This is a genomic window from Herbidospora galbida (genome assembly GCF_005233835.1).
Taxonomy (GTDB): domain Bacteria; phylum Actinomycetota; class Actinomycetes; order Streptosporangiales; family Streptosporangiaceae; genus Herbidospora; species Herbidospora galbida.
This window is the reverse complement of record NZ_SZQA01000007.1, coordinates 206,869-229,597: the sequence shown is the minus strand read 5'-3', so window position 1 is coordinate 229,597 and position 22,729 is coordinate 206,869. Positions and strand designations below refer to the sequence as shown.

The window sequence follows — 22,729 nt, the reverse complement described above, 5'->3', positions numbered from 1 at the left end:
GGGTGTACAGGTAGCGATTAGTCCTGACTTTTCAGGTCAGAAAGGGTGTGGCCGGTGGCTTGTTTGAAGAGGTGTTCGGCGCGCTCGTAGGACAGCCGGCGGCGGCCGGTGTGCGGGCACAGATCGCCCTCGGCGGGGGCGCGGGCGGGCGCCGGGCGGCGGCCAGAGAGGAACAGCGGGCCGCGCGTGCGGTCGCCGATGAGGGCGGGCAGCAGCGCGGCCGTCCGGGACCGCCAGGTGATCCCGGTACGCGAGCGGCGGTCGTCCAGGTCCAGGTCTTCGACGTTGAGGGCCAGCACCCGGGTCACCGGGGCGGCCGACTCGTGCAGCAGCCACCACAGTGCCAGTTCCCTCGGCGCGGCGCCGGTTCCGCTCCACACGTGGACGGGCGCGCCGCGCCGGATCGCCGGTGCGGGCTCCGCCCGCCGCGCGAGCTCCGCGCCCAGGTCGGGCCGACCGGCCCACGCGCAGAAGGAGCGCAGCGCCGCCAGGTGCCGGTTCCACGTCCGGGGCGCCGCGCCGCCCCAGGCCGAGGTCACCGCCCGCGCCGTCTCGGCGGGGGTCAGTTCCGCCAGGGGCGTCTGCTCGCCGAGGGCCGTGCGGAGCCGCCGCAGCGTCTGGCCGTAGGAGCGGGCCGTCGCGTCCGTGCGACCGGCGAGGAACTCGGCCACGGCCGGGCCGAGCAGCGGACCGGCGGGCTCGCCCGCGGGGATCCCGGCGGCCCGCCGGGCCAGGAAGGCCCGTTCGGCGGCGTTGTCGGCCAGCGCCGCCGCTCGCAGGAACTCCCGCCGGGCCGGTTCGGCGCGGCCCAGGCGCAGCAGGAGGTCGGCGCGGACGGCCGGGAGCAGGTGGTAGTTCCGCAGCGCCGGATCGGCGGTCAGGTCCTCGGTCAGGTCGAGACCCGCCCGAGGGCCGCGCGCCATGCCGACGGCCATCGCCCGGTTGAGCCGCACGACGGGTGTCGGGGTCAGCCGGACGAGGAGCTCGTACAGGGAGACGATCTGGGCCCAGTCGGTCTCCTCGGCCGTCGGCGCCTGGGCGTGGCAGACCGCGATGGCGGCCTGCAGCAGGTAGGGGCCGGGAGGTCCGCCGAGTTCGCGGGCCCGCAGCATCGCGGTGAACCCCCGGCGGATGCGCAGCCGGTCCCAGCGGCCCCGATCCTGCTCGTGCAGCGGGATCGGCTCGCCCGACGGCCCGGTGCGGGCGTCCGCCCGGGAGGCCTGGATCTCCATCAGGGCCAGCAGGCCCAGCACCTCCGACTGGGGCGCGGCCTCGGCCAGCATGCCGCCGAGGCGCAGCGCCTCCAGGGTCAGGCCGGGGCGCATCAGGTCGTCGCCGGAGGCGGCCGCGTACCCCTCGTTGAAGATCAGATAGACGACCTCCAGCACCGACGCGAGCCGCTCCGCCGCCTCGTCGGCGACGGGCAGGTCGAAGCCCACCCGGTGCTCGGCCAGCGCGCGTTTCGCGTCGGCGACCCGCCGGGCGATGACCTGCTCGCCGGTGAGGAAGGCGCGGGCGATCTCCGCGTTGCCCATCCCGCCGAGCAGTCTCAGGGTGAGCGCGACCCGCGCCGGGGGCGGCAGCACCGGGTGGCACGACAGGAACATCAGCCGCAGCGTGTCGTCCCGGTCCTGCTCCCCCGTGTCGTCGTCGTGGCGCAGGTCGTGGGCCATCCGCTCGTGCGTCTGATCGTGCCGCCGCTCGGCCCGGATGTGGTCGATCGCCCGGCGCCTGGCCACGGCCGTCAGCCAGGCGCCGGGGTTGCCGGGCGTCCCCTCGGCGGGCCACCGCTCCATCGCGGCGACCAGGGCGTCCTGGGCGAACTCCTCGGCCAGGCCGACGTCGCCGACCAGCCGGGTCAGCGAACCGATGATCTTCGCCGACTCCAGCTTCCAGACCGCGTCGATCACTGGACTCTGCGGATCTCGCTGACCCCGTCACCGACGATCCGGCGGAAGCGGCGGGCCAGTTCCAGCACCTCGTCCTCCGACCGCACCTCCACCAGGGCGAAGCCCACGGCGACCTCCTTGGCCTCGGTGAACGGCCCGTCGGTCACGGTGACCTCCTCGCCCGAGGAGGTCATCCGCAGCCCGCCGGGCTCCAGGCCGCCGGTGGCCAGCAGGATGCCCTTGGCGCTCATCTCCTGGATGAAGGCCCCCATCTCGGCGAACAGCCTCTCGTCGGGGGCGGGGGTGTTCTCGTCGGCCAGGCTCAGCAGCAGGTAACGCATCTCGATCTCCGTTCGTCGTCCGGTGTCTGTGCCGGTACGTCGATTCGCCGATGTGACAGGGAACGGACGACGTTCCCTGTCATATCGCACCTTCGACGTGGGAGGTGAACCGACTCCCCGACCCCGAAGAGGCTCCGATGACCACGTCCGCCACCCGCGCCCTCCTCCTCTGCGCCGCCGTCGCCGGCCCGCTCTGGTCGGCGGTGTCGCTGGCCCAGGCCGCCACCCGCGAGGGCTTCGACCTGACCCGCCACCCGCTCAGCCTGCTGAGCACCGGTTCGCTCGGCTGGCTGCAGATCCTCAACTTCGTCGTCGGCGGGGTCCTGCTGCTCCTCGGGGCCGCCGGTCTCCGCCGGGCGCTCGACGGCGGCTGGGCGCCCCGGCTGGTCGCGGCCGCCGGCGTCGGGATGGCCGCCGCCGGGGTCCTCGTCATGGATCCCGCCGACGGCTTCCCCGCCGGAACCCCCGCCGGGCCGGGCGCCCTCGGGCCCAGCGGGATCGGCCACCTGGCCGCCGGGTCGCTCACCTTCTTCTCGCTGATCGCGGCCTGCTACGTGCTCGGCCGGCGGTTCTCCCGCGCCGGCCAGCGCGGCCGGGCCGTCGCCTCCCGGGTCAGCGGGACGGCCCTCCTCCTGGGGAACCTCTGGGCGATGAGCGGCGGCACGGCCGGGTCCCTGACCCTCGCCGTCGGCGCGATCACCGCCATGCTCTGGGTCTCCCGGGTCTCGTGGACCCTCGCGGCCGACGCGGTGGTCAGTACCTCCACAGGTGGGCGGCGATGACCTCGTCGGCCGATCTGCCCTCGGCCCACGCCTGGTCGGCCGCGCGCACCACGGTGAACGCGCCGAAGAGCTCCTCCCCCAGCACCGCGCGGACGCGCCCGCCGCCGAGCAGGGCCGCCCTCTGTTCCTCGTACGTCGAAGGCAGGCGGTGGATGCCCGCCGCCGCGCGCCGCTCGTCGGTCCACGGGCCGGGGTCCTCCTGGATGGGCGGCGGGGGCACCAGGCCGTCGGCGATGCCGGCCAGACCGGCGGCGATGACGACGGCCAGCGACAGGTAGGGGTTGGCGGAGGCGTCGGACGGCTTGAGCTCCACGTTGGCGTGGCCGGCGCCCAGCAGGGCGGTGGAGGGCACGAACCGCAGGGCGGCCTCCCGGTTCTCCACGCCCCAGAAGGCGTAGGCGCTGGAGAAGAAGCCGGGCCGCAGGCGCAGGAGCGAGGCGGCGCTGGGGGCGGTGATCGCGGCGATGGACGGCAGGTCGCGCAGCAGCCCGGCCAGGTAGGCGGCCCCGTCGGCGGTCAGGCCGCAGACCCCGTCGCCGCCCGACAGGAGGTTGACGCCGTCGCGGGCGACGGAGGTGTGCAGGTGCCAGCCGTTGCCGACGCGCGCGCCGTCGGTCAGCGGGGCGAAGCAGGCCCGCAGGCCGTGGGCGCGGGCCGCGGCGTGGATGGTCTGGCGGGTGAGCAGCTGCCGGTCGGCGGCGGTCACCGGGTCGGCCGGGGCGATGTTGAGCTCGAACTGCGCGGGGCCGTATTCGGCGTGCAACTGGCCGATCTCGACGCCGTTGGCGCGCAGGTCGCCCATCAGCCGGGCGGCGAACTCGTCGACCTCCAGCAGGAGGCGCGGGCTGTAGGAGGGTCCCACGACGCCGAGAGGGCCGTCCTCCCGGCTGAGCCGGAACTCCATCTCGTAGCCCGCCCGGAACTCCAGACCGGCCCGCGCGGCGGCCTCGACCTGCCGTTCCAGCACGCCCCGCTGGTCGTACGGCCACGGCGCGCCCTCGGCGGTGACCTGCCGGCCGGGGGCCCACGCGAAGCCGGGCTGCCCGGCCAGCCGGACGATCCGGTCGGCGACCGGGACCAGGCGCACGTCACCCGACGGCGTGGTCAGCCCCGGCGGCCCGTAGGCGATCCCGTCGTGGGTGTCGAAGATCGCGAACAGCGGGCTGACGCCGACGCCGCGCTCGGCCGCCTGCGGCAGCTGCTCGATCGGGACGGTCCGGGAGCGCGGGATGCCGTTGTTGTCGGCCCAGACGACGATGAGGCCCACGACCCCGTCCTTCGCCAAGCGCTCCGCCGTTCTCTCCACCCTGCGTTCCTCTCCGGCGGCGCCCGTCCGGAGTCCCCGCGCACGGCGAAGAAAGGGTGAAGCTTCACGTCGCCGGTCTCGGCGACCACCGGTCACCCACGTCGTCGCGGACCTGGTCGGCGTCCCACTCGGCCCGCCCGAGCGGGCTCGGCGCCGGGATTCGACCCGCGTGAACCGGCCCTCGAACGCCTCCTGCCAGTGGGCAGGGCTTACGCTGTGACCTGCGGCCCCGCGTGATCTTCAGTATTCATAAACCGATGATCAACGGTGACCGCACCCGTCTCCACAGCGGCGTCCTGTGTCTGGAGGACTTGTGCAACGTGGCGAAGTCTGGTGGGTCCAGTTCGACGAGCGGAGGCTGGTCGTACTGCTGTCGGGAGACGACGCGTCCGGGATCCGGGTGATGCAGGTCGTCGCTCCGGCCGGCGTCGACATGAGCGGTCTGGGCATCGAAGTGACGGTGGGCGCCGGTGAAGGAGTGCCGTTCGAAGGCGTGCTGCGGCTCGCGTTCCCGCGTCCAGGCTTCACTCCTTGCACGTGGCTGACCACCGTGTCACGGGACGACCTGATAGAGCGGGCGGCCGTCCTGTCCCCGGCGAAGCTCAGCGAGATTGACGATGCCCTCCGTCTCGGTGGACTCGGGTAGAGGGAGAAGGAGCCGACGGCTTGGGCGGTCTCGGCCAGATGGTCGACGCTGTCCGACTGTCGCCTCGGCGCCCCTCATCATCGAGATCACGATTTACGGCCGGAGTACTAAGCGGTCTCCGCCCTGAGCGTCTCGGCCACCGACCGGCGGGCCGAGACCCGCGCCGGCACGGCCGCGAGGACGGCGGTGACCAGCAGGAGCGCGGGCGGAACCAGCCACAGCGACGGGGTGGCGGATTGCGGCGCGTTCTGGTGGCCGAAGAGCCACTGCGCGAACAGGCCGAGGGGAATGCCGGCGAGCGCGCCGGGCAGGGCGGGCAGCAGCTGGGCGGTGGCCAGGCCCGCGGCGACCTGCCCCGGCGTGGCCCCGAGGGTGCGGGCGACGGCCATGGTGGCCCGCGACTCCTTCGCGGTCGTCCAGGTCATCGTGAGGGTGTTCACCACCGCGAGGGCGACCATCGCCGCGATGACGCCCAGCAGGAGCAGGCGGGAGCGGTCGTCCATCAGGTCGGCGACGGTGACGCCGCCGAAGTCCCAGCCCTGGTCGGGCTGGGCCTCCACCATCAGCAGGACGGTGAGGCCGAGGGCCGTGGTCGCCGTGCCGGCGGCGTGCAGCAGCGCGCGGCCGGGCCGCCGGGCGACGAGGCGGAGCCCGAGCAGCAGCGGCACCGGCAGCAGCCCGGCCAGCCTGCTCAGCAGGACCAGATGGTCGGGGCGGCGGGCGGCGGGCGAGAGCGTGGCGACGGCGTCGGTCCGCAGCGCCCGCACGGCCGGGGCGACGGCGGTCAGGATCGCCACGCCGACGGCGGCGACGGTCGTCATCGCGGCGACCGGCCCGCTCGGCCCGGCGTCGGTGGTGAGCAGGCTGCCGCTGGGGTTGACGACGAGCGGGGCGACCAGCCGCGTGACGGCCAGGCCCGCCGCGTCGGCCAGCAGCGCCAGGGCGAGGTACTCGGTCAGCAGGACGACGGCGATGAGGCCCGGGGTCGCGCCGACGACCCTGAGCAGCCCCGCGCGGTGGGTCTGCCCGGCGACCCGACCGGCCGCCAGGGTGCTCAGCCCGGCGACGGCCAGGAAGCTGAGCAGCCAGCCGCCGACGATCAGGATCGGCTGACCGTCCCGCAGATAGACCGAGTCCTGGAAGGCGATGACCGGCCAGGTGAAGGAGTTCACCCGGATCGCGGGGTCGTGGGCCTCGTGGTAGACGGCCCGGAAGGCCGCGGTGGCGGCCGGGTCGCGCAGCCGCAGGTAGACGAGCGAGGCGGCCGGGACGTCCGCCTCGGCCAGCGCCCGGGTATCGCGTTCGTGCAGCCAGACCAGGCCCGACCGGTCACTGGGGCCGCCGTCGGGGCCGCCCATCGTCGCCCACGGGTAGACCGGGCGGGCGGCGGTCACCGCGACGCCGACGATCGGGAACGACCGGCCCCCGATCGTGACGTGGTCGCCGACGCGCAGGCGCAGCGCGTCGGCGAAGCCCCGTTCGACCACCGCGCCGCCGGGGCGGACCCACACCCCCGACGTCACCAGCGGCCGGTCGATCGGGCCCGGCTTCGCGTCGGCCCCGAAGACCGCGGCGCGCACCGCGCCGCGATCGGTGGTGATCGTGGTGAAGAACGTCCGGTACGTCCGGCTGCGGGCCGCCACCCCCGGCACGTTCTCCAGCGAGGTCAGCGCGGTGTCCGCGGCCCGGCTCAGGCCGGGGGCGATCGCGACCACGTCGGGGCCGGCCGTCGCGGCGCGGGTCTGGAGGTAGAGCCGCTCGGTCGCGCCGGGCAGCGACATGCCCAGGCTGAGCACGGCGGTCGCGACGAGCGTCGACAGCACGAGCAGCACGGCCGGGCCGGGATGCCGGCGCAGGTCGCCGAGGACGAGGCGGAACACGAGCAGAACGCGGCCCACGGCGGTCAGTCCCCCATGGCGAACAGGCCGTCGAACTGACCGGTGTGCCCGGCCAGCCAGGTGTCCTCGACGAAGACCCCGTCGCGCATCGAGACGAGCCGGTCGGCGGTGGCCGCCACCCGCGCGTCGTGCGTGACCATGACGAGGGTCTGCCCCATGGCGCGCAGGTCGGCGAACAGCCGCAGCACCTCGTCGGTCGCCGCCGTGTCGAGGTTGCCGGTGGGCTCGTCGGCCAGCACCACCAGCGGCTCGTTGGCCAGGGCGCGCGCGACGGCCACCCGCTGCCGCTCACCTCCCGACAGCTTCCAGGGCAGCCGGCGGGCCCGGTCGGCCAGCCCGACCTGGTCGAGCAGGTGCCGGGCCCGCCGCTTGGCGGCCCTGGGCGAGCCGCCGGCCAGCAGCACCGGCAGCTCCACGTTCTCGGCCACGGTCAGCTCCTCCACGAGGTGGAAGGACTGGAACACGAACCCGACCGACCGGCGGCGCAGCCGGGCCAGGGCCCGCTCCCCCGCGGTGTCGATCCGTTCCCCGGCCAGCCAGATCCGACCTCCGGTGGGCCGTTCGAGCCCGCCCATCAGGTGGAGCAGCGTGGACTTCCCGCAGCCGCTCGGGCCCATCACCGCGAGCATCTGCCCGGCCGGCACGTCGAGGTCGACGCCGTCGACGGCGCGGACCAGGCTGTGCTTCTGGCCGTGCCGTTTGGCCAGATCGCGGACTTGCAGCACGTTCATTCGTCCCCGGATTCCTTTCCCGCTCTCGACCAGACCCGTTCGCAGGCCTCCAGCCAGCGCAGGTCGGCCTGCAGCCGCAACGCGATCCCTTCGAGCAGCAGGCCGCCCGTGGAGCCCTCGGGCTCGGCGAGCACCGCCCGCTGCGCCTCGGCCAGCCGGCGCAGCAGCTCGCGGCGCTGCGCGTCGACGAGCTCGACCGGATCGGCCAGCCGGGACGCGCTCGCGGCGGCGAGCTTCAGGTGGAACTCGACCAGGTCGGGCTTGGGCCGGCTCACCTCGGCCAGCCACGCGGCCACCCGCTCCTGCCCGGTCTCGGTGAGGGCGTAGACCTTGCGGTCGGGGCGGGCCGGCGACGTGTCGGACCGTTCGTGGACGACCAGGCCCGCCTTCTCGAGCCGGGCCAGGGTCACGTAGACCTGGCCCGCGTTCATCGACTCGCCCAGCGGGCCGAGGGCGCGCCGCAGCCGCAGGCCGAGGTCGTAGCCGTGCGACGGCTCCTTGGCGAGCATCGCCAGTATCGCGTCCTGCATCCACCACCCCTAACGGCTAGGTAATGAATAGCGGTTAGGTAAAGAGAACGTCAACTCAGACGTCCGTGCCGGTCTCCCCGTGGGGGGCGCCGACGGGCTTGGACTCCGGCGACTCCCGCTGGCGCAGGTAGATCGACAGGGCGACCATCGAGAGCACCGCCAGGAACTCCGACTGCCAGTTCTGGAGTGTGCGGTCCCAGAAGTCGGGCGAGGCGACGTAGCCCGTCCAGGTCACCGGATCCTGGAGCCGGGCCAGCTGTTCCCGGTTGTAGGCGGCGGTGCCGGCGACCGACTGGGCGTACCAGGAGAGGACGAAGGTGGCGCCCATCACGAGGCCGAGCGAGTTGGCGAACAGCATCGTCCGCAGTCCCCCGGCGCGGGCCCACTCCGGGCTGCCCGGCCGCACCCGGTCACCCGTCTCGCCGGCCTTCGACTCCGGGGAGCCGCGCTGGACCAGCCAGACGGTGACCACGATGAACAGCAGGAACTGGAGGTACTCCGACTGCCAGTTCTCCGCGACGTCCACCGCGAAGTCGGCCGAGGTGACGTAGGCGGCCCAGGAGACGGGGTCGCCGCCGGAGCCGAGCTGGTCGTCGTTGTAGGCGCCGAGGCCCGCGATCGACTGGCCGGCCAGCGCGAGCAGGAAGACGACCAGGAAGAACAGGCTCAGCCCGTTGCGGCGGATCATCGGCGCAGGAACCCGATGAGCAGGAAGTAGGCCAGGCCCACCACGATGATCGTCAGGGTCACGGCGAACATGGCGCGCATCAGCCCGACACCTCGCAGTCGTAGGGCCGCTCGCCGTCGGGGCGGCACCCCGCTCCGCGCACCCGCCAGCCGCCGGCGCCCCGGTGCAGGAACACGGTGTCCTGCGGGAGGCGCACCTGGGCCTCCGACCCCCACACCGCGACCGACTCGGCCGGCCCGCCGCGCAACCCGAGGTCCAGGACGCTGGTCGCGCACGGCTCGGGCAGGCTCGCCGCCGCCGCGTCGGTGAGCAGCGCGCACGCCGCCGTCCCCTGCCCGGCGGCCACGGCCGCGAAGAAACGCCCCGCGGCCTCCTCGACGGCGGGCACTCCCCCGGCGGCGCAGGCGCCGGTCGTCAGCGTGATCCCCATCACGTATCTCAGCACGTAGACGGGATTCCCCGGCCGGGAGACGACTAGTCCGTTAGGCCGTCACTGTGCCGGGCACGGTGGCAGGGTGCCCGAACTGCGTCCCAGCGACCCCGCCGAACCCGGCATCACCCGCCGCCGTCGCGGGCGTTCGTTCTCCTACGCCTACGCCGACGGCCGCCCCGTGAAAGACCGGCGCACCCTGCGCCGGATCCGCGCGCTGGTGCTGCCCCCGGCCTGGCGGGAGGTGTGGATCTGCCGCGACCCCGACGGCCACATCCAGGCCGTGGGCACCGACGCGGCCGGCCGCCGCCAGTACCGCTACCACGACGCCTGGCGGGAAGAGCAGGACCGGGCCAAGTTCGAGCGGGTCGCGAAGCTGGCCGAACGCCTGCCCGCCTTCCGCGAGCGGGTGCAGAAGGACCTCGACGGCAAGGGGCTGACCCGGGAGCGGGTGCTGGCCGCCGCCGCCCGGATGCTCGACATCGGCCTGTTCCGCGTCGGCGGGGAGGCCTACGAGTCCTTCGGCCTGGCCACCCTGCGCGTGGAGCACGTGACCTGCTCCCGGGGCCGGGTCACCTGCGCCTACCCGGCCAAGGGCGGGGTGCCCCGCGAGATCGAGATCACCGACCCCGACGTCTGCGCGGTCGTCACCGCCCTGCGGAAGGGACGCGACGACGGCGAACTCCTCCGCTACCAGAACGACGGCGCCTGGGTCGACGTCAAGAGCGACGACATCAACGACTACCTGCGCGACCGGTTCGAGACCGAGGTCAGCGCCAAGGACTTCCGCACCTGGCACGCCACCGTGTACGCCGCCGTCGGCCTGGCCGTCTCCAAACGGGTGCGCAGCCGGACCGGCCGCCGCCGCGCGGTCACCCGGGTCATGAAGGAGGTGGCCGGGCACCTCGGCAACACCCCGGCCGTGGCCCGCGCCTCCTACGTCGACCCTCGGGTGGTGACCGCGTACGAGCGCGGGAAGACCATCGACCGCGCGCTCACCGACCTCGGCGACGGCGACGGCCCGGCCACCCACGGCGCGGCCGAGCGCGCGGTGATCGCACTGCTCAGACGTACCAAGAACTGAAGTTCGGTCCCCTCTCCATGGGGCAGTGGGCGTCGCGTGAACGACGAGGGGCTGGTGTTGCTGGCCGCGTGGGGCCAGTTCGCGGTGCTGCTGGGCCTGCTGGCCTACTTCCTGCTTCGGACGCGGCCATGAGGCGGGTCCTGGTGGCGCTGCTGCTCGTGGCGGGGTGCGCCTCCCCCGCCTGGAACGACGCCGACTACGGCAAGAAGGCCGGGGCGACGGCCGAGGCCGCCGCCTCCTCCGTGGCGCTGGTGCGGCTCGCGGTCGAGAGCGAGGCGAAGCTGACCCGGCCCTACCTGCAGACCCTCCTCACCGAGACCGCCACCGCGCTCGACAGCGTCGACTCCCAGTTCGGCGCGGTCCAGCCGCCGTCGCGGCGGGCGGCAGAGGTCCGGGCCGAGATCACGGAGCTGACCTCGGAGGCGGCCGAGCAGGTGCAGGTGCTCCTGAACGAGGTGCGGCTGCGGGAGATCCGCGACCCGGAGCGCGCCGCGGCCGACCTGGGTGACCTCGCCGACCGGCTGCGGGCCTTCGCCGAGGAGCATCCGTCGTGAAGCGGTTCTTCGCCGTCACTCTCGGCATCCTGACCGCGATCGGCGGGTTCGTCGACATCGGCGACCTGGTCGCCAACGCGCTGGTCGGCTCCCGGTTCGGCATGTCGCTGGCCTGGGTGGTCGTGGTCGGCGTCGTCGGCATCTGCCTGTTCGCGGAGATGGCCGGGCGGGTGGCGGCCGTGTCCGGCCGGCCCGTCTTCGATCTCGTCCGCGAACGCCTCGGCCCCCGCGCCGGTCTGCTCAACCTGGCCGCGTCCTTCGGGATCAACCTGCTCACCCTGGCCGCCGAGATCGGCGGCGCGGCCCTCGCCCTGGAACTCGCCACCGGAATCGACTACCTGCTGTGGGTGCCCGCCGTGGGCCTGGTGGCCTGGCTGGTGATGTGGCGGGTCAGGTTCGAGACGATGGAGCGGGTCTTCGGCCTGGCCGGGCTCGCCCTGGTGGTCTTCCTGGTGGCCTTCTTCGCCCTGGGCCCCGACTACGGGGAGCTGGGGCACCAGCTGACGCACAACCCGTCGGACGACGGCGCGGCCACCTACTGGTTCTACGCCGTCGCCCTGCTCGGGGCGGCCATGACGCCGTACGAGGTGTTCTTCTTCTCCTCCGGCGGCGTGGAGGAGCGCTGGACCCGGCGCGACCTGGGCGTGATGCGCGCCAACGTGTTCGTCGGGTTCCCCCTGGGCGGCCTGCTGTCGATCGCCATCGCCGCGTGTGCGGCCACCGTCTTCCTGCCGCGGATGATCGAGGTCGACACGCTCGGCCAGATGGTGCTGCCCGCTGGGCTGGCGTTCGGCCAGATCGGCCTGGCGCTGGTCGTCTTCGGCGTCTTCGCCGCGACGTTCGGCGCGACCCTGGAGACGGCGCTGTCGTCGGGCTACTCGATCAGCCAGTACTTCGGCTGGCAGTGGGGCAAGTACGTGCGCCCCCGGGAGGCGGCCCGGTTCCACGCCACGCTGCTGGTCTCGACGATCGTCGCGGTGGCGCTGATCCTGACGACGATCGACCCCATCAAGGTCACGGAGTACTCGCTGGTCTTCTCGGCGGCGGCGCTGCCGCTGACCTACCTGCCGGTCCTGATGATCGCCAACGACCCCGACTACATGGGCGACCGGGTCAACGGCCGCTTCTCCAACACCCTCGGGACGGCGTACATGATCCTGCTCCTGGTGGTCGCGGTGGCGGCCGTACCGCTGATGCTCGCCACCAAGGCGGGCCAATGACCGGCCGCGTCCTGCACGCCCACCTCCACCTGCTCGACCGCCAGGTGGTGCGGGCCGACGGCCGCCTGCTCTGCAAGGTGGACGACCTGGAGATCGAGCCGGGCGAGGCCCCGTACGTGACCGCGATCCTCGCCGGGCCGCTGGCGCTCGGCCCGCGGGTCGGCGGAGTGGTCGGCCGGCTGATGACCGGGACCACCCGCCTGTTCCGGCCGGAGGAGGACCCGGCGCCCCGGCGGGTCCCGATGAGCCTGGTCAGCGAGATCGGCAGCGCGGTCACGGTGGGCGGCGACGTGCCGGAGGCCGCACTGGAACGCTGGGTCCGCGAGCGGCTGATCGATCCCCTGCCCGGCAGCGGCGGCGCGGATCCGGGTCTCGGCGCCCCCCGTCCGGTCCGCAGGGCCGAGGTGCCCGACCGCGACCGGCTGAGTTCGCTGGTCGGCCGCCGGGTCGTCGACCGCGACGGGGCGCCGGTCGGCCAGGTGGCCGACGTCCAGCTCACCCAGGACGGCCCGCTGCTCGGGGAGAGCACGCAGGCGCTGCGCCTGAGCGGCCTCGTCGTGGCGCCCCGGCACACCGGCCAGCTCCTCGGCTACGAACGCGGCCCGGGAGGCAACAGCCCGGCGCTGGTCAGAGTGGTGATCCGCCGCCTCCACCGGGGCAGCCGCTTCGTCTCGTGGGAGCAGATCGGCGACCCCGGCGACCCGATCACGCTCACCGAGCCGCGCGCGGCCCTCCTGCCGCTGACCGAGCTCTTCGAGCCCCGCTGAGCCACCGGATCAGGCCCCGGATCAGGCCCCGGATCAGGCCCCGGATCAGGCGTGGTGGCGGGCGCGCATCCGCAGGGCGACGACGACCGCGCCGACGGCCGCGCCCAGGGCGGCCACCAGGGCGTGGTGCCTGCTGGCCCACGCCTGCGGGCTGACCTCGGCCGCCCGCTCGTCGAACGCGCCGTGCGCGCCGTAGTCGCGGCCGCGCGGGCCGTCGGCGGGCGCCCACAGGTTCGCCGGCTGGCGGCGGGGCCTCGGCTGGTCGGTCTGCTGGGAGTCGAAGCCGGTCCTGGCCAGGTAGCGGTCGAGCAAGCCGGGGGCGACCGCGTTGGCCATCAGGGTCGCCACAGTGCTCGCGCCGACCCAGTACTCGCGGCGTTCCGGGTGGTCGGCGGCGTGCAGCACGGCCCGCGCGGCGACCTCGGGCTGGTAGATCGGCGGCACCGGCTGGGCCTGGCGGGGCAGCCGCGACAGCACCCACGAGAACTGGGGCGTGTTGACCGCGGGCAGCTGGACCATGGTCACGTGGACGCCGCTGTGCCCGTGCAGCAGCTCGCAGCGCAACGCCTCGTTGAAGCCCTGGATGGCGTGCTTGGCCCCGCAGTAGGCGCTCTGCAGCGGAATGCCCCGGTAGGCCAGCGCCGACCCCACCTGGACGACCGTCCCCCGGTCGCGGGGCCGCATCCGGTTCAGCGCGGCCATCGTGCCGTGGACGTAGCCCAGGTAGGTGACCTCGGTGACGCGGCGGTACTCCTCCGGCCGGATGTCGGCGAACGGGGCGAAGACCGAGGTGAAGGCGACGTTCACCCACACGTCGATCGGGCCGAGCTCGGCCTCGGCCCGGCCGGCGGCGGCGTCCACCTGCGCGAAGTCCGACACGTCGACCGGGATCTCCAGCGGGGTGCCGCCGCCCGCCGCACCTCCCCGGCGGCGGCCCCCAGGCCCTTGACGCCCCTGGCGAGCAGGGCCACCTTCGCCCGCCGCGCGCCGAACGCCTCGGCGACCGCGCGGCCGACGCCGCCGCTCGCGCCGGTGACGACCACGACCTGTTCTCCGGGTTTCATCGCCCCTCCTGGTGCCGCCGGCGGCGAGTCAGTCGTGCGGCCACCGCAGGAACTCCTGCGCCTTGGTCTTCACCCCTTGCGCCATCAGGTGGAGCGCGCTGGGGTCGCCCTTGACGACGGCCTCGGTCACCGACTTGACCTGGTCGAAGGTCGCGTGCGGCGGAATGGGCGGCACCTCCGGGTCGCAGTGCACGTCGAGCACCGCCGGAACGCGCGCCGCGAGCGCCCGGTCCCACGCCGTACCCAGCGTCTCGGGCTCGGCGACGGTGATGCCCTCCAGGCCGAGGGAGCGGGCGAACCCGGCGTAGTCGACGTCGGGGAGGCTCTGCGAGGCCTCGAACTTCGGCGCGCCGCCCATGGCCCGCATCTCCCAGGTCACCTGGTTGAGGTCGTTGTTGTGGAACACGCAGACGACCAGGCACGGGTCGCGCCACAGGTGGTGGTAGCGGGCGATGGTGATCAGCTCGGCCATGCCGTTCATCTGCATGGCCCCGTCGCCCACCAGGGCGACCACGGGCCGGCCGGGATGGGCGAACTTGGCGCCGATGGCGTAGGGGACGCCGGGGCCCATCGTGGCCAGGGTGCCCGACAGCGAGCCCCGCATGCCCTCGCGCATGCGCAGGTTGCGGGCGTACCAGTTGGTGGACGAGCCGGAGTCGGCCGTCACGATCGCGTTGCCGGGGATGCGCCGCGACAGCTCCGAGACGATCAGCATCGGGTTGATCGGCTTGGCCGGCACCTCGGCCTCGCGCTCCATGACGTCCCACCAGTCGGCCACGTTGCGCTCGATGGTCTCCCGCCACTCGCTGCCGACCTTGGGCGCCACCATCGGCAGCAGCGCCGCGAGCGTGGCGGCGGCGTCGCCGATCAGGTTGACCTCGGTGGGGTAGCGCATCCCGATGAACCGGCCGTCGATGTCGATCTGCACGGCTCTGGCCTGCCCGAACTCCGGCAGGAACTGGGTGTACGGAAAGTTGGAGCCCACGATCAGCAGGGTGTCGCAGTCGCGCATCATCTCGTAGCTGGCCCGGGTGCCGAGCAGCCCGATCGACCCCGTCACGTAGGGGAGGTCGTCGGGCAGCACGTCCTTGCCCAGCAGCGCCTTGGCCACCCCCGCGCCGGTCAGGTCGGCGAGCCGCCGCACCTCCTCGGCCGCGCCCCGGGCGCCCTGCCCGACCAGCACGGCCAGCCGCTCCCCCGCGTTGATCACGTCGGCGGCCAGCGCGATGTCGGCCTCGGCGGCGACCGACCGCGCCCAGACGGTGCCCGGCGGGCTGGAGGGCACCATCTTGAAGGCGTGCTCCGGCGGGGCGTACTCCTCCTCCTGGAGGTCCGACGGGATGATCACCGCCGTCGGCGCGCGGGAGGCCTCGGCGGTCCGGATCGCGCGGTCGAGCGCGTTCGGCAGTTGCTCGGCCACGTTGACCTCGACGAGGTACTCCGATGCGACGTCCTTGAACAGCGCCTGGAGGTCGACCTCCTGCTGGTAGCTGCCGCCCATCGCGCTGCGGGCGGTCTGGCCCACGATCGCCACCACCGGCACGTGGTCGAGCTTGGCGTCGTAGAGGCCGTTCAGCAGGTGGATCGCCCCGGGGCCCGAGGTGGCCATGCAGACCCCGAACCGGCCGCTGAACTTGGCGTATCCGACGGCCGCGAAGGCGGCCATCTCCTCGTGCCGGCTCTGCACGAACCGGGGCACGTCGTCCGCCCGGCCCAGGGCCGCGAGGATCCCGTTGATCCCGTCTCCCGGATAGGCGAAAACCTGCTGCACGCCCCATTCCTGGAGGCGGCGTACCACGTAGTCACCGACGGTCTGCGTCATGAGCCCCGCCGTACCCATCCGTTTTGTCGGCACACGCACCTTTTGTCGGATTTGGGCTAGACGAGCACGTGACCCCCGTCCACGGTCAGCACGGTCCCGCTGGCGAACGGCTCGGTCATCAGGAACACGTACGCCCGCGCGATGTCCTCGACCTCGCCCACCCGGCCCACCGGGATCACGGCGCCGGTCTCGGCGTACATGCGTTCGCGGGCCTCCTCGCCCATCCCGGCCCACAGGGGCGAGCGCACGAAGCCGGGGGCCACCGCGTTGACCCTGATCGGCGCGAGTTCGACGGCCAGCGCCTTGGTCAGCGACTCCATCGCCCCGCAGATGCTCGCCGCGACCGACCATCCCGGCCCCGGCCGGTCCTTGGCGGTGCCGGTCGTCAGCGTGATCGACCCGGTCGGGCGAAGGTGGGGCAGGGCCTCCCGGACCGCGCCCAGCGCGCCGAAGTAGCGGACGGCGAAGAAGTCGCGGGCCGCGCCGAGGTCGATGCCGTCCACCGGCATCAGCGCCAGCGGCTCGCCGGCGGTGTAGACGAGGTGGTCGATCGGGCCCGCCTCGGCCAGCACCGCCCCCACCGCCGCCGCGTCGGTGAGGTCGGCGACCCGGCCCACCGCGCTCTCAGGCAGCCGGGTGAGCGCGTGGTCGACGCTGGCCCGGCGGCTGGAGGCCACCGTCACCTCGGCCCCCTGCCGCGCCGCCGCCTCGGCCGTGGCCAGCCCGATACCGGAGGTGCCGCCGAGCACGACGACACGTTGCCCCTGAAGATCCATGGTTCCTTCTCACGTACGAGGGATGTGCCAACCCCTCCACGATGGCCCTGCCGCGAGGCCGCCGTCCAAGACCTCGTTCGCGCTCTGTCATACCCTGAGGGCATCACGACCGGAAGGAGGCGCTGGTGGACGTCGACCTGCGGAAGCTGCGCTACTTCGTCGCGGTGGCCGAGCACCTCCACTTCGGCCGCGCCGCCGAGGCCCTGCACATCGCCCAGCCGGTGCTGTCGCGCCAGATCCGGGCGCTGGAGGAGGAGCTGCGGGCCCAGCTGTTCGTCCGCACGAAGCGCGCGACCGAACTGACCCCGGCGGGCGAGCAGCTCCTCGCCGACGCCCGGCCCCTGCTGGCCTCGGCCGAGGGCCTGCGCCGCCGCGTCGCCCGCGCGGCCCGGGGCGGCGAGGTGTTCACGGTCGGGTTCATGCCCGGCCTGATCGTCACCCCGGCGGTGCGCGCCTTCGGCGAGCGCCACCCCGGGCTGACCGTGGAGGTGGTCCGCACGACCTGGGACGACCAGACCGCCACCCTCCACGACGGCCGGGTCGACGTCGGCTACGTCCGGCTGCCGATCGACCGGCGCGGCCTGCGCGTCACCCCGCTGTGGAGCGAGCCGCGCGTCGCCGCGCTCCCCGCCGACCACCCCCTCGCGGGCAAGGACGCCGTCGGCATCGCCGACCTGGCCCACGAGCGCCTCCTGCAGAACCCCGACGCCGTCCCCGAGTGGCGCGACGTCGCGACCCGGCGCGACCCCGAGGTGCGGTTCCGCGCCGTGGAGGAGAAGCTGGAGCACGTCGCCGGCGGTCACGGCGTGGTCGTCCTGCCCCTGTCGGTGGCGGTCTTCTACACGCGTCCCGGCGTCGGGTACGTCCCGGTGACCGACATCCCGCCGAACCAGGTGTGCCTGGCCTGGAGCGCCGGCCGCCGCAGTCCGCTGATCGCCGAGTTCGCGGCCGTAGCCCGGGAAATGTCGGTGGCCGTCGATAGTTTCTGATCAACCCCCCGAACACGGAAGGTTGGTCATGTACCGACAGGGTGACATCCTGATCATGCCGGTCCCCGAGGCGTCGGTGCCTCCCGGTCTCGTCTCCGAGCCGCGTGACCACAAGGGCCGCATCGTGCTGGCCCTGGGCGAGGCCACCGGCCACGCCCACGCGCTGCACGGCCCCGGCACCCTCTACCCCGGCTACCTCCACCTGCCCGAGGGCGGCCGGCTGGTCCACGAGGAGCACGCCACGATCCCGCTGCCCAAGGGCTGGTTCCGGATCATCCGTCAGCGTGAATACGTGCCGGGTTCGTTCCGGGTGGTGGCCGACTGATGAGCATCGAGACCACGATGACCTGGGCCGACGTCGCCTTCATGACCGGTCCGGGCGACCGGGCCGAGGCCGAGGCGGGCGTCCGCGAGGCCTACGCCGCCGCCGGGCTGGCCGCGCCCTCGCTGATCCTCTGGGCCGGGTCGCCGGTCGTCGCCGCCGCGGCGGCCGCCATCCACCACGGCGGCGAGGCCGCCGTCGACGCGCTGAACAAGGCCGGCCTGGGCTCGCTCATCCTGTCGGCCGCGCCGTTGCTGGCCCGGCCTCTTGGTCATTCCGTACGCGAGGAGGTGCGCACCCAGCCCTGGGAGCAGGCCCGCGCCGACGTGCTGCGCGAGACCGGCGGGGCGGGGTGGGCGCGGGTGTGGGAGTCGACCGGCGGGCTGCTGTGGCCGAGGGTGAACACGGTCGTCCAGGAGATCCGCCGGGGCCTGTCGGTGCTCGGCGGCGAGGAGGCCGGCGACCTGCTGCGCCAGGCCGCGCTCGACGCGGTGCTCGGCCAGCACGACGCCGCCTGGCTGTCGGCCTTCGGCGACGCCCCCGGCCTGTCCGGGCTGACCCGGGTCTCCCGCAACGCGGGCTGGTGGTTCCCCTATGCCGACGTGGCCATCGTCTGCGAGCGCCCGGCCGAGCTCCACCTCGACGAGGCCGGCCGCCTCCACCGCTCCGACGGCCCCGCGCTGGTCTTCCCCGACGGGTTCGCGCTGGAGGCCTGGCACGGCATGCCGGTGCCCGAGGGCTTCGTGGCGTCGATGGCCGACCTGACCCCCGAGCGCATCCGGAACGAGGAGAACGCCGAGCTGCGCCGGGTCATGCTGGAGCACTTCGGCTTCGACCGCTACCTGGCGGAGTCGGGCGCGACCCCCCTGCACCGAGACGAGACGGGCATCCTGTGGCGCATCAGCCTGCCCGACGACGAAGACGTGATGACGGTCGAGGTGGTCAACTCGACCGCCGAACCCGACGGCACCTTCCGCACCTACTTCCTGCGGGTGCCGCCGTGGATCCAGCGGGCCCGGCAGGGCGTGGCGTGGACGTTCGGGGTGGACGAGCGAGAGTACTTCCCCAAGCAGGAGACCTGACCGGCGGCTCAGGCCGGAGCGCCGGGCAGCGCCAGCGTGAAGGCGGCCCCCTGGCCGGGGGCCGTGCGCAGGTCGAGGCGGCCTCCGTGGGCCTCCGCCAGTGAGCGGGCGATGGCGAGGCCGAGGCCCGCGCCGCCGGGCCCCGATCTGCTGCGCGAGGCGTCGGCGCGGGAGAAGCGGTCGAACACCCGGGCGGCCTCCTCCGGGGTGAGCCCCGGGCCGTGGTCCTCGATCACGAGCACCGCCTCGCCGTCCTCGGTGCCGACCCCGATGCGCACGGGCGTGCCGTCGGGGGTGTGCTCGACCACGTTCCCGACCAGGTTCGTCACGACCTGGCGGAGCCGGGCCTCGTCGCCGACCACGGGGGCCGAGGCGGGCGGTCCGCCGTCGGGGCCGGTCAGTTCGACCGGCCGTCCGGGGGCCAGGGCGCGCAGGTCGAGGCGGGCGTCGGCGGCCAGGGTGCGCAGGTCCATCGGGGCCAGGTCCAGCGGCAGGGCGTCGCCGCCCTCGTCGAGGCGGGCGAGCAGCAGCAGGTCCTCGACCAGCCGGGCCAGCCGTCCGGCCTCGCTCTCGATCCTGGCCATCGCGGGGGCGACCTCGGGCAGCCCGCCCATGCGGTAGAGCTCGGAGAACCCCTTGATCCCGACGAGCGGGGTGCGCAGCTCGTGCCCGACGTCGGCGACGAACCGCCGCAGCCGGGCCTCCGACTCGGTCCGCGCCGCGAAGGCCCGCTCGATCTGGCCGAGCATGCCGTTGAGCGCGGCCGACAGCCGGCCGACCTCGGTGTCCGGGGCCGCGTCGGGCACCCGGCGGCCGAGCTCCCCGGCGGCGATCGCGGCGGCGGTCTCCTCGATGTCCCGCAGCGGCCGCAGCCCGGCTCTGATGGCGAACCACCCGGCCAGTGTGAGCAGCGCCAGGAGGCCGAGCCCGGTGACGACGTAGATGACCCGCAGCCGGCCGACCGTCGCCTGCACGGCGTCCAGCGAGGCCGCCACCACCACGGAGGTCCCGGTCCGGTCTCGCGGCACCACCAGCACCCGCCAGTCGGCTCCTCCCGCCGAGTCCCGCGCCTCGAAGGGCGCGTCGCCCAGGGGGGCGGCCGGGGCGGGGTCCGGCCGGAGGCCGCCTGCGGGCAGGGCGGGACCGCCGGGGCCGGGTGGAAGGCGTATCTCCGAGAGGAGCTCGCCGTCCGCGTCCACCTCGGCGATGTACAGGCGGTTGATCAGGTCGAGGTTGGTGCTCAGCGCGTCGCCGGCCACCCGGTCGGCGGGGGCGCGGGAGGTGAGCCCGGGCGGGATGACGGCGATGATGCCGCCGAACACGCGGAGCTGGGTGTCGACGCGGTCGACCAGGCCCGAGCGGAGCAGGCCGACGACGATCGAGCCGCTCAGCAGCAGGCCCGCCGCCAGCAGGGCGCAGGTGATCAGGAGGAGGCGGCCGCGCAGGGAGGTCATCGGGGCTCGCGCAGGACGTAGCCGACGCCGTGGACGGTGTGGATGAGGCGGGGGCCGCCGGCCTCCAGTTTGCGGCGCAGGTAGCTGACGTAGGTGTCGACGATGCTGGTGTCGCCGGCGAAGTCGTACTGCCAGACGTCCTCGATGATCGAGGTCTTCGACACCACCCGGCCGGCGTGCTCGGCCAGGTAGCTGAGCAGGCGGAACTCGGTGGGCGACAGGCGTATCGTGACCCCGGCGCGGCGCACGTGGCAGCCCTCGACGTCGACCTCCAGGTCGCCGACGACCACGGCGTGCGCGTGCGGGACGCCGGTGCGGCGCAGGATCGCCCGGATGCGGGCCAGCAGTTCCGGCAGGTCGAACGGCTTGGTGACGTAGTCGTCGCCGCCGAGGGTGAGGCCGGTGACCTTGTCGGCCGGGGAGTCGCGGGCGGTCAGGAACAGCACCGGCACCGGCGGCCGGGCCAGCTCGCGCAGCCTGCGGACGACCTGGAAGCCGTCGAGGTCGGGCAGCATCACGTCGAGCAGGATCAGGTCGGGCCGGTCGAGGCGGACCGCCTCGACCGCCTCCGATCCGGTGGCGGCCGAGGTCACCTCGAACCCGGCGAAGCGCAGGGTCGCCGACAGCAGTTCCCGCACCGTCGGCTCGTCGTCGACGACCAGCAGCCGCTCCATCACGCCCCTTTCGTCCCCCACATCATGCGTCCCGCCGCCGGAACACCGCGTAGGCGGCGGCCAGCAGGATCGCGGCCCAGACGCAGGTCACGGCGAGCCCGGCCGCCGGTCCTGGCAGGTCGGGGTCGCCGTCGAGGCTGAGGAACCGCAGCCCGGCGGTGATCGGCCAGTAGCTCAGGATCAGCCGGGCCAGCCATTCGGGGTAGAGCGAGGCCATCGCCGGGACGAACACCCCGATCACGATCGTGATGACCATCGCCCCCGCGGTGCTGCGCACCAGGCAGCCGATGGCCAGGCCGATCAGCCCGAGCAGGGTCAGCAGCAGCCCCGGCCCGGCCAGCGCCCGGAGCATGCCCGGCTCGGCCAGCGGGTTGACGGGCACGTGCCGCGAGGCCAGCACCACCCGGCCGGCGAAGACCACGATGAGCCCCGTCACCGTCCCGGCCGCGAGCGTCAGCGCGGCGCAGACCACGGCCTTGGCGGCCAGCACCCGGCCCCGTCGGGGCACCGTGGTCAGGGTCAGCGCCATCGTCCGGGTGAGGTGTTCGACCGTGAAGGCGCGCAGGCCGAAGTAGCCGACGGCGATCTGGACGAAGATCAGCGGCCGGAAGTCGGGCGCGGGCCGGTAGGCGGCCTGGTCGGCGGCGCTCATCCGGGCGTATTCGGTGGCGGCGGCGTGGCCGAACAGCACCGCGAACAGGACGCCGAGCCCGACGATCGCGGCGAGGGTGAACCAGGTCGACCGGGTCGTCCAGGTCTTGGTCCATTCGGAGCGGACGGCGTCGATCATCGGGTCAGCTCCATGAAGGCCTCTTCCAGGGACGCGCGGCGGGGGGTGAGCTCGTGCAGGACCACTCCCTCGGCGGCGGCGAGTTCACCGATCCGCCGCACCGCGAGCCCCCGCACGACCAGTTCGTCGCCGGCGGGCTCGACCCCCGAGGCGCCGTGGGTGACGAGGACCTGGGCGAACCGGCGGGCCTCCGGGGTCCGCACGAGCACGCCGTCGGGCCGGGCGACCGCCTCGACGGTGGTGTCGGCGATCAGCCGCCCCCGCGCCACCACGATCAGCCGGTCGGCGGTCACCGCCGTCTCGGCCATCAGATGGCTGGAGACCAGGACGGTCCGTCCCTCGGCCGCCAGCCCCCGGATCAGGGTGCGGATCCAGACGATGCCCTCGGGGTCGAGCCCGTTGACCGGTTCGTCCAGGATCAGCACGCCGGGGTCGCCGAGCAGCGCGGCGGCCAGCCCGAGCCGCTGCTTCATCCCGAGCGAGAACCCGCCCGCGTGCCGGTGCGCCGCCGCGGTCAGCCCGACCAGGTCGAGCACCTCGTCGACCCGCCGCGGTTCCAGCCGGTTGCTCACCGCGAGACAGCGCAGGTGGTCGCGGGCGGAACGACGGGGGTGCACGGCCCCCGCGTCCAGCAACGCCCCGACCGCCCGCATCGGCTCGGGCAGATCGGCGAGCCGCGCCCCGAGGACCCGGGCCTGCCCCGCGTGGGGGGCGTCGAGCCCGAGGATCATCCGCATCGTGGTCGTCTTGCCGGCCCCGTTGGGCCCCAGGAACCCGGTCACCGCGCCGGGTTTCACGTCGAACGTCAGGTCGTCGACGGCGACGACGTCGCCGTAGCGTTTGCTCAGTCGGGTCACTTCGATCACGCGACCGAGCCTGCGCCCGCGAGC

Annotated in this window: 25 protein-coding genes and 1 pseudogene; 9 read left to right on the top strand and 17 right to left on the bottom strand. The window is 74.0% G+C overall.

Annotated features, from left to right (window positions below; translation table 11 throughout):
* Positions 1 to 17: 17 nt before the first annotated feature.
* Both FDA94_RS10610 and FDA94_RS10605 read right to left on the bottom strand, forming a co-directional pair.
* Positions 18 to 1,910: a sigma-70 family RNA polymerase sigma factor gene (locus FDA94_RS10610; protein ID WP_137246872.1), complete on the bottom strand. Its 1,893-nt coding sequence runs from the start codon at positions 1,908 to 1,910 to the stop codon at positions 18 to 20.
* The gene (locus FDA94_RS10605; protein ID WP_137246871.1) at positions 1,907 to 2,230 is read right to left on the bottom strand and encodes a YciI family protein; all 324 of its coding nucleotides are present in this window, start codon (positions 2,228 to 2,230) and stop codon (positions 1,907 to 1,909) included. Before FDA94_RS10605 ends, FDA94_RS10610 begins: the two co-directional genes overlap by 4 nt.
* A gap of 137 nt (positions 2,231 to 2,367) precedes the next feature.
* Between FDA94_RS10605 and FDA94_RS10600 the strand changes: the two genes are divergently transcribed.
* Positions 2,368 to 3,012: a DUF998 domain-containing protein gene (locus FDA94_RS10600; protein WP_137246870.1), complete on the top strand. Its 645-nt coding sequence runs from the start codon at positions 2,368 to 2,370 to the stop codon at positions 3,010 to 3,012.
* Here the strand turns inward: FDA94_RS10600 and FDA94_RS10595 are convergent.
* Positions 2,984 to 4,318, bottom strand: coding sequence for a type I glutamate--ammonia ligase (locus tag FDA94_RS10595; protein ID WP_137246869.1), 1,335 nt, complete (start codon positions 4,316 to 4,318; stop codon positions 2,984 to 2,986). The two genes, FDA94_RS10600 and FDA94_RS10595, sit on opposite strands and share 29 nt — an antisense overlap.
* 91 nt (positions 4,319 to 4,409) lie before the next feature.
* Positions 4,410 to 4,549 (bottom strand): annotated as a pseudogene (locus FDA94_RS41505) (IS701 family transposase); the annotation flags it as partial.
* Positions 4,550 to 4,631: 82 nt separating this feature from the next.
* On the opposite strand from FDA94_RS41505, the gene FDA94_RS10590 reads away from it, so the two are divergent.
* Positions 4,632 to 4,964: a type II toxin-antitoxin system PemK/MazF family toxin gene (locus tag FDA94_RS10590; RefSeq protein WP_137246868.1), complete on the top strand. Its 333-nt coding sequence runs from the start codon at positions 4,632 to 4,634 to the stop codon at positions 4,962 to 4,964.
* Positions 4,965 to 5,071: 107 nt separating this feature from the next.
* Here FDA94_RS10590 and FDA94_RS10585 read toward each other — a convergent pair whose 3' ends face one another.
* From FDA94_RS10585 to FDA94_RS10565, 5 genes are all read right to left on the bottom strand, one after another.
* A complete protein-coding gene (locus FDA94_RS10585) occupies positions 5,072 to 6,862 on the bottom strand; it encodes an FtsX-like permease family protein (RefSeq protein ID WP_137246867.1) in 1,791 nt (596 codons plus the stop codon).
* Positions 6,863 to 6,867: 5 nt separating this feature from the next.
* Positions 6,868 to 7,593 carry an ABC transporter ATP-binding protein gene (locus tag FDA94_RS10580; RefSeq protein WP_137246866.1) on the bottom strand — a complete coding sequence of 242 codons (726 nt, stop codon included), beginning with the start codon at positions 7,591 to 7,593 and terminating at the stop codon, positions 6,868 to 6,870.
* A complete protein-coding gene (locus FDA94_RS10575; RefSeq protein WP_137246865.1) occupies positions 7,590 to 8,123 on the bottom strand; it encodes a PadR family transcriptional regulator in 534 nt (177 codons plus the stop codon). The genes FDA94_RS10580 and FDA94_RS10575 overlap by 4 nt, the downstream gene beginning before the upstream one ends.
* A gap of 55 nt (positions 8,124 to 8,178) precedes the next feature.
* Entirely contained in the window at positions 8,179 to 8,811 is a 633-nt protein-coding gene (locus FDA94_RS10570) for a DUF6766 family protein (protein WP_137246864.1), read from the bottom strand.
* Between the two features lie 79 nt (positions 8,812 to 8,890).
* Positions 8,891 to 9,256 carry a hypothetical protein gene (locus FDA94_RS10565; protein WP_137246863.1) on the bottom strand — a complete coding sequence of 122 codons (366 nt, stop codon included), beginning with the start codon at positions 9,254 to 9,256 and terminating at the stop codon, positions 8,891 to 8,893.
* A gap of 70 nt (positions 9,257 to 9,326) precedes the next feature.
* On the opposite strand from FDA94_RS10565, the gene FDA94_RS10560 reads away from it, so the two are divergent.
* From FDA94_RS10560 to FDA94_RS10545, 4 genes are all read left to right on the top strand, one after another.
* Positions 9,327 to 10,325: a DNA topoisomerase IB gene (locus FDA94_RS10560; RefSeq protein ID WP_170990878.1), complete on the top strand. Its 999-nt coding sequence runs from the start codon at positions 9,327 to 9,329 to the stop codon at positions 10,323 to 10,325.
* Between the two features lie 128 nt (positions 10,326 to 10,453).
* Complete coding sequence (locus tag FDA94_RS10555; protein ID WP_137246862.1) at positions 10,454 to 10,879, top strand: hypothetical protein; 426 nt, start codon at positions 10,454 to 10,456, stop codon at positions 10,877 to 10,879.
* A complete protein-coding gene (locus FDA94_RS10550) occupies positions 10,876 to 12,099 on the top strand; it encodes an NRAMP family divalent metal transporter (protein ID WP_137246861.1) in 1,224 nt (407 codons plus the stop codon). Before FDA94_RS10555 ends, FDA94_RS10550 begins: the two co-directional genes overlap by 4 nt.
* Positions 12,096 to 12,866: a hypothetical protein gene (locus FDA94_RS10545; RefSeq protein WP_137246860.1), complete on the top strand. Its 771-nt coding sequence runs from the start codon at positions 12,096 to 12,098 to the stop codon at positions 12,864 to 12,866. Before FDA94_RS10550 ends, FDA94_RS10545 begins: the two co-directional genes overlap by 4 nt.
* A 45-nt stretch (positions 12,867 to 12,911) precedes the next feature.
* Here the strand turns inward: FDA94_RS10545 and FDA94_RS10540 are convergent, their stop codons facing one another.
* Genes FDA94_RS10540 through FDA94_RS10530 form a run of 4 tightly spaced genes read right to left on the bottom strand, consistent with a single transcriptional unit; the run spans position 12,912 to position 16,528 of the window.
* Positions 12,912 to 13,745, bottom strand: coding sequence for an SDR family oxidoreductase (locus FDA94_RS10540; protein WP_281286555.1), 834 nt, complete (start codon positions 13,743 to 13,745; stop codon positions 12,912 to 12,914).
* Entirely contained in the window at positions 13,670 to 13,930 is a 261-nt protein-coding gene (locus FDA94_RS41045; RefSeq protein WP_281286554.1) for an SDR family NAD(P)-dependent oxidoreductase, read from the bottom strand. Before FDA94_RS41045 ends, FDA94_RS10540 begins: the two co-directional genes overlap by 76 nt.
* Before the next feature lie 28 nt (positions 13,931 to 13,958).
* Positions 13,959 to 15,752, bottom strand: coding sequence for a thiamine pyrophosphate-requiring protein (locus FDA94_RS10535; RefSeq protein WP_137246859.1), 1,794 nt, complete (start codon positions 15,750 to 15,752; stop codon positions 13,959 to 13,961).
* Positions 15,753 to 15,808: 56 nt separating this feature from the next.
* Positions 15,809 to 16,528, bottom strand: coding sequence for an SDR family oxidoreductase (locus FDA94_RS10530; RefSeq protein ID WP_137246858.1), 720 nt, complete (start codon positions 16,526 to 16,528; stop codon positions 15,809 to 15,811).
* A 125-nt stretch (positions 16,529 to 16,653) separates the two neighbouring features.
* Here FDA94_RS10530 and FDA94_RS10525 point away from each other — a divergent pair, with 125 nt between their 5' ends.
* From FDA94_RS10525 to FDA94_RS10515, 3 genes are read left to right on the top strand one after another with little or no spacing between them, the layout of a single operon-like run.
* Positions 16,654 to 17,517: a LysR family transcriptional regulator gene (locus FDA94_RS10525; protein WP_137246857.1), complete on the top strand. Its 864-nt coding sequence runs from the start codon at positions 16,654 to 16,656 to the stop codon at positions 17,515 to 17,517.
* A gap of 28 nt (positions 17,518 to 17,545) precedes the next feature.
* A complete protein-coding gene (locus tag FDA94_RS10520; protein ID WP_062433143.1) occupies positions 17,546 to 17,842 on the top strand; it encodes a hypothetical protein in 297 nt (98 codons plus the stop codon).
* The gene (locus FDA94_RS10515; protein ID WP_212735264.1) at positions 17,842 to 18,921 is read left to right on the top strand and encodes a DUF6745 domain-containing protein; all 1,080 of its coding nucleotides are present in this window, start codon (positions 17,842 to 17,844) and stop codon (positions 18,919 to 18,921) included. The genes FDA94_RS10520 and FDA94_RS10515 overlap by 1 nt, the downstream gene beginning before the upstream one ends.
* Before the next feature lie 8 nt (positions 18,922 to 18,929).
* Here the strand turns inward: FDA94_RS10515 and FDA94_RS10510 are convergent, their stop codons facing one another.
* From FDA94_RS10510 to FDA94_RS10495, 4 genes are read right to left on the bottom strand one after another with little or no spacing between them, the layout of a single operon-like run.
* Entirely contained in the window at positions 18,930 to 20,375 is a 1,446-nt protein-coding gene (locus FDA94_RS10510) for a sensor histidine kinase (RefSeq protein WP_137246856.1), read from the bottom strand.
* On the bottom strand, positions 20,372 to 21,049 hold the full coding sequence (locus FDA94_RS10505; protein ID WP_137246894.1) for a response regulator transcription factor: 678 nt from the start codon (positions 21,047 to 21,049) through the stop codon (positions 20,372 to 20,374). The genes FDA94_RS10510 and FDA94_RS10505 overlap by 4 nt, the downstream gene beginning before the upstream one ends.
* 22 nt (positions 21,050 to 21,071) lie before the next feature.
* The gene (locus FDA94_RS10500) at positions 21,072 to 21,839 is read right to left on the bottom strand and encodes an ABC transporter permease (RefSeq protein ID WP_137246855.1); all 768 of its coding nucleotides are present in this window, start codon (positions 21,837 to 21,839) and stop codon (positions 21,072 to 21,074) included.
* The gene (locus FDA94_RS10495) at positions 21,836 to 22,705 is read right to left on the bottom strand and encodes an ABC transporter ATP-binding protein (RefSeq protein ID WP_137246854.1); all 870 of its coding nucleotides are present in this window, start codon (positions 22,703 to 22,705) and stop codon (positions 21,836 to 21,838) included. The genes FDA94_RS10500 and FDA94_RS10495 overlap by 4 nt, the downstream gene beginning before the upstream one ends.
* Positions 22,706 to 22,729: the final 24 nt, after the last annotated feature.

Bases quoted from the DNA above. Each gene is read 5' to 3' on its own strand.
- FDA94_RS10605 (WP_137246871.1), bottom strand. From the start codon at position 2,230: ATGCGTTACCTGCTGCTGAGCCTGGCCGACGAGAACACCCCCGCCCCC.
- FDA94_RS10600 (WP_137246870.1), top strand. From the start codon at position 2,368: ATGACCACGTCCGCCACCCGCGCCCTCCTCCTCTGCGCCGCCGTCGCC.
- FDA94_RS10580 (WP_137246866.1), bottom strand. From the start codon at position 7,593: ATGAACGTGCTGCAAGTCCGCGATCTGGCCAAACGGCACGGCCAGAAG.
- FDA94_RS10575 (WP_137246865.1), bottom strand. From the start codon at position 8,123: ATGCAGGACGCGATACTGGCGATGCTCGCCAAGGAGCCGTCGCACGGC.
- FDA94_RS10570 (WP_137246864.1), bottom strand. From the start codon at position 8,811: ATGATCCGCCGCAACGGGCTGAGCCTGTTCTTCCTGGTCGTCTTCCTG.
- FDA94_RS10555 (WP_137246862.1), top strand. From the start codon at position 10,454: ATGAGGCGGGTCCTGGTGGCGCTGCTGCTCGTGGCGGGGTGCGCCTCC.
- FDA94_RS10545 (WP_137246860.1), top strand. From the start codon at position 12,096: ATGACCGGCCGCGTCCTGCACGCCCACCTCCACCTGCTCGACCGCCAG.
- FDA94_RS41045 (WP_281286554.1), bottom strand. From the start codon at position 13,930: ATGAAACCCGGAGAACAGGTCGTGGTCGTCACCGGCGCGAGCGGCGGC.
- FDA94_RS10535 (WP_137246859.1), bottom strand. From the start codon at position 15,752: ATGACGCAGACCGTCGGTGACTACGTGGTACGCCGCCTCCAGGAATGG.
- FDA94_RS10530 (WP_137246858.1), bottom strand. From the start codon at position 16,528: ATGGATCTTCAGGGGCAACGTGTCGTCGTGCTCGGCGGCACCTCCGGT.
- FDA94_RS10520 (WP_062433143.1), top strand. From the start codon at position 17,546: ATGTACCGACAGGGTGACATCCTGATCATGCCGGTCCCCGAGGCGTCG.
- FDA94_RS10515 (WP_212735264.1), top strand. From the start codon at position 17,842: ATGAGCATCGAGACCACGATGACCTGGGCCGACGTCGCCTTCATGACC.
- FDA94_RS10510 (WP_137246856.1), bottom strand. From the start codon at position 20,375: ATGACCTCCCTGCGCGGCCGCCTCCTCCTGATCACCTGCGCCCTGCTG.
- FDA94_RS10505 (WP_137246894.1), bottom strand. From the start codon at position 21,049: ATGGAGCGGCTGCTGGTCGTCGACGACGAGCCGACGGTGCGGGAACTG.
- FDA94_RS10500 (WP_137246855.1), bottom strand. From the start codon at position 21,839: ATGATCGACGCCGTCCGCTCCGAATGGACCAAGACCTGGACGACCCGG.